We start from the raw sequence: 4,265 nt of genomic DNA on the forward strand, positions 1-4,265 counted from the left end.
GCCGGGGGCGACCCGCTGCCGGTGGCCCGCGCGCTGGTGCGCGCCGCCGGTGGCGCGGCCGGACCGGCGACGGGCGGGCGGGCGGGTACCGGGGGGCGTGGCGGTGGGGGGCGTGGCGGCGGCCGGGGTGAGTTGAGCAGCGTCGTCGTCGACTGCGAGAACGATTTCCTGCGCCTGGGCCTGGCCCAGCGGCTCGCGGGCGCCCTCGGCGGCATCACGATCCCACTGGACGCCCTGCACCATCTCACTCCTCGCGCGGCGTCCCGCACGACGTCCGGGGAGGTGGCCTGTTGACGCCGCAGGGACAGCCCGAGACCGTCCCCGACGACGGGCTGACCACCCGCCAGCGCCGCGACCGGCCGCTGCTGATGGTTCACACCGGCGACGGCAAGGGGAAGTCGACGGCCGCGTTCGGTCTGGCGTTGCGCGCCTGGTCACAGGGCTGGCCGGTCGGAGTGTTCCAGTTCGTCAAGTCCGCGAAGTGGCGCATCGGCGAGGAACGCGCGCTGCAGGTACTCGCCGACTCCGGCCAGGGCGGCCCGGTCACCTGGCACAAGATGGGCGCGGGCTGGAGCTGGGTGCGCGAACGGGTCGACCCGGACGGTGACCCAGGTGCCGCCGCCCGGGAGGGCTGGGCGCAGATCACCCGGGACCTCGCCGCGCAGACCTACCGGCTGTACGTGCTCGACGAACTGACCTACCCGTTGCGCTGGGGATGGCTCGACGTCAACGAGGTCGTCGAGGTCCTGCGCTCCCGCCCCGGCCGTCAGCATGTCGTCGTCACCGGGCGGCGCGCCCCCTGGGAGCTGCTCGACGCCGCCGACCTCGTCACCGAGATGACCAAGGTCCGCCATCCCATGGACACCGGGCAAAAAGGGCAGCGGGGCATTGAATGGTGAGCGAGCTCCGGGCGGAGATCGACATTCCCCGGCTGGTTCTCGCCGCCCCGGCCAGCGGCGCCGGCAAGACGACGGTGACCACCGGGCTGATGGCCGCGTTCACCGCCCGCGGCCTGCGCGTCTCCCCGCACAAGGTCGGCCCGGACTACATCGATCCCGGCTACCACGCGCTGGCCTGCGGCCGGCCGGGCCGCAACCTCGACGCGGTGCTCTGCGGAGCGGCGCGCATCGCCGCGCTGTTCGCCCACGGGGCCCGCGGCGCGGACCTCGCCGTCGTCGAAGGGGTGATGGGCCTGTTCGACGGGGTGGCCCGTCCCGGTCCCGGTGAGCAGGCCGACCATGCCTCCACCGCGCACGTCGCCCGGCTGCTCGACGCCCCCGTCGTGCTCGTCGTCGACGTCTCCGGCGCCGCCCGCTCGATCGCCGCGCTCGTCGCCGGGTTCCGCGGATTCGACCGGCGGATCCGCCTGGCCGGGGTGATCCTCAACCGGGTCGGTTCCCCCCGTCACCGCGACCTGCTCACCGAGGCACTCGACGACATCGCCGTGCCCGTGCTCGGCGCGGTGCCGCGGGAACAGGCCGTCCACACCCCCTCGCGGCATCTCGGTCTGGTACCGGCGGCGGAACGCAGGCCCGCCGCCGTCGCCGCCGTCGACCGGCTCGGCACGCTGGTCGGATCCGCCTGCGACCTCGACGCCCTGCTGCGGGTGGCACGCACCGCGCCGCCGTTGCGCGTCGCACGTTGGGATCCGGCCACCGTGCTCGCCGCGGCCGGACCGGCGGACCCGGCAGCGATCGCTCCGGTAGCGGTCACGACAGCAGACCCGGCGGTGCCCGCGGTGCCCGACCGGCCCCCGCGGGTCGCGGTCGCCGGGGGAGCCGCGTTCACCTTCGGCTACCCCGAACACATCGAGCTGCTCACCGCCGCGGGCGCCGACGTCGTCCCCGTCGACCCGCTGCGCGACGAGACGCTGCCACCGGGAACCGACGCCCTGATCATCGGCGGTGGTTTCCCCGAGGAGCACGTCGCCGCGCTCGCCGACAACGCCCGGTTACGCGCCGAGGTCGCCGCGTTCGCCGCCCGCGGCGGGCCGGTCGCCGCCGAGTGCGCCGGACTGCTCTACCTGGCCCGCACCCTGGACGGCGCGCCGATGTGCGGGGTTCTCGACGTGGAGGCGGTGATGGGCCCGCGGCTCACCCTCGGCTACCGCAGCGCGATCGCCGCCGCGGACAGCCCCTTGGCGGCGGCCGGGACCACCGTGCACGCCCACGAGTTCCACCGTACGGTCCTGCTGCCCCCACCCGGCCGGTCGCCGTCCGACCCACGGTCGCCGTCCCCCGCCCGCGGCGGCGCCGCGGGCGGGCCCCCCGGGCCGTCGGGGGTGGCGGCGTGGTGGCTGCCGATACCCGGAACCGCTCCCGGAACCGCTCCCCGGCCTGCGCCGGGACGCGTCGCGGGTGGTGGCCGGCGTGGCGGGGAGCAGGCGGCGTCGCCGTGGATGTCCGAGGGGTTCGTGCACCGCCGGGTGCACGCCTCCTACCTGCATCTGCACTGGGCCGGACGACCCGGCGCCGCCACCCGCCTGCTCGCCGCCGCCCGCGCGGCGTGACCGGAGCAGAACCGGGGGACGGGGGACTGGTCGTCGGTGTCGGTGCACGGCCCGGGGTGACGGCGGCGGAGATCCTGGGGCTGGTCGAGGCGGCGCTGCACGACCTCGCGGCGCCGATGAGCGCGGTGCGCCGGATGGCGACGGTCGAGGCCCGCCGGGACGAACCGGGCGTCGTCGCCGCCGCACGCCACCACGGCTGGCCGCTGGTGGGCCATCCCGCCGCCCTGCTCGCAGGCGTCGACGTGCCCCATCCCGGTGCCGCCGCCCACGCCGCGCTCGGCACCCCGAGCGTCGCCGAGGCCGCCTGCCTGATCCCCCTCGCTGTCCCCCTGTCCCTGGGAACGGCCATGCCACAGCCGGTCCTGCTTGTGCCCAAACGCGCCGGCCGGCGGGTGACGGTCGCGATCGCCCGGCATGGCGCGCCGGATCGGGGTAGCGGCGCTTCCGCGTGACCGCGGACCAGGTCGGCTGGGTGGTCGAGCGGACCACTTTGATCAGCATCGGCTCGCGGCGCTGGTGTTGTTAAGGAAGACAAACGCGAGCGGGTGATGATCCCGCCAGGCGATCGTCGGTGCGGAGAACCTGCTGATCCGACCGGTGAAACCCGGCCCTTTCCTAGCTATCCTGTCGGGGTGGCGGTGCAGCTACGGCTGGAACGGGACGCGCGGGCGTTGACCGAGGTCGTCACTCGACTTCGACGGGTGCTGCGGACGAGTATCCGTAGCGACTACCCGTGGGAGGCCCTGCCGATGGCCCAGGTGGAGTTGTTGCAGTGCCTGCAGGAACGCGACGGCGCGCGGGTAGGTGAGCTCGCCGGCCTGCTCCACCTGGCTCCGAATACGGTGAGCACCCTGGTGCAACAGATGTCGGACGCGGATCTTCTGCGGCGGGTCACCGACCCGGCCGACCGGCGCGCGGCCCGGGTGTCGTTGACCGAGACCGGTACCCGCCATCTGCAGGGGTGGCGCGAGGCCCACGAACGCAGGCTCGGCGACGCACTGGGCCGGCTCGCCGCCGCCGACCAGGCCGTTATCGTCGAAGCCTTGCCGGCCCTGTCACGCCTGGTCGAACAGCTCGATGACCGCCGCCCGGCCGGACCCGTCCCCCGCCGCCACCGGCGGGCCCTGAGCGCGGATCTCCGGGGGGCGTAATCACGCACGTTGGCATCTACCTCGGCGGGCAGAGCGGTCAGGCTGGGATGCCCGGACGCTCCGGCCGGCTGCCGATCTCCGCGATGAGGTCCTTGATAAGGATCTCGATCTGGTCGCGGATCGGGCGAACAGCGTCGACGCCCTGGCCGGCGGGGTCGTCGAGGTCCCAGGTGAGATAGTTCTTGCCGGGGAAGACCGGGCAGGCGTCGCCGCAGCCCATGCTGATCACATAGTCGGAGGCCTGCACCGCCTCGGTGGTCAGCACCTTGGGCTTCTGGCCGGTGATGTCGATGCCGACCTCGGCCATGGCGGCGACCGCGGCGGGGTTGACCTGCTCGGCGGGCAGGGAGCCGGCGGAACGCACCTCGATCCGGTCACCGGCGAGGTGTCGCAGGAATCCGGCGGCCATCTGGGAGCGGCCGGCGTTGTGCACGCAGACGAACAGGACGGATGCAACAGGGCTGGTGGTCACGGCAGTCTCGTGGCCTTCCTCACAGCGCAGCGTGCCGGCTACGCCGATGGATGCGGTCGTGTCTAGGCTTGTCTTCCGCACGTGCGTGCGATGAGCCAGCTTCTTGATCTCTTGTTCGGATCACGTCGGGGTG

Annotated in this window: 5 protein-coding genes and 1 pseudogene; 5 read left to right on the forward strand and 1 reads right to left on the reverse strand. The window is 74.0% G+C overall.

The genetic code is table 11. From position 1 onward, the window contains the following. The 5 genes and pseudogenes from AC08OQ_RS17995 to AC08OQ_RS18015 form a co-directional block, all read left to right on the forward strand. A pseudogene (locus AC08OQ_RS17995) lies at window positions 1-294 on the forward strand (protoporphyrin IX magnesium chelatase); the annotation flags it as partial. Continuing rightward, on the forward strand, window positions 291-899 hold the full coding sequence (gene cobO / locus AC08OQ_RS18000; RefSeq protein ID WP_476602177.1) for a cob(I)yrinic acid a,c-diamide adenosyltransferase: 609 nt from the start codon (window positions 291-293) through the stop codon (window positions 897-899). The pseudogene AC08OQ_RS17995 and the gene cobO, both read left to right, overlap by 4 nt. Further along, window positions 893-2,509 carry a cobyrinate a,c-diamide synthase gene (locus AC08OQ_RS18005; RefSeq protein WP_476602178.1) on the forward strand — a complete coding sequence of 539 codons (1,617 nt, stop codon included), beginning with the start codon at window positions 893-895 and terminating at the stop codon, window positions 2,507-2,509. The genes cobO and AC08OQ_RS18005 overlap by 7 nt, the downstream gene beginning before the upstream one ends. Continuing rightward, window positions 2,506-2,961, forward strand: a complete 456-nt coding sequence (locus tag AC08OQ_RS18010; protein ID WP_462187362.1) for a cobalamin biosynthesis protein — start codon at window positions 2,506-2,508, stop codon at window positions 2,959-2,961. The genes AC08OQ_RS18005 and AC08OQ_RS18010 overlap by 4 nt, the downstream gene beginning before the upstream one ends. A 180-nt stretch (window positions 2,962-3,141) precedes the next feature. Beyond that, window positions 3,142-3,660, forward strand: a complete 519-nt coding sequence (locus AC08OQ_RS18015; RefSeq protein WP_476602179.1) for a MarR family winged helix-turn-helix transcriptional regulator — start codon at window positions 3,142-3,144, stop codon at window positions 3,658-3,660. Window positions 3,661-3,697: 37 nt separating this feature from the next. Here AC08OQ_RS18015 and AC08OQ_RS18020 read toward each other — a convergent pair whose 3' ends face one another. Further along, on the reverse strand, window positions 3,698-4,132 hold the full coding sequence (locus AC08OQ_RS18020; RefSeq protein ID WP_462203539.1) for an arsenate reductase ArsC: 435 nt from the start codon (window positions 4,130-4,132) through the stop codon (window positions 3,698-3,700). Between the last annotated feature and the right edge of the window lie 133 nt (window positions 4,133-4,265).

This window comes from Frankia sp. CcCS3 (assembly GCF_977927575.1).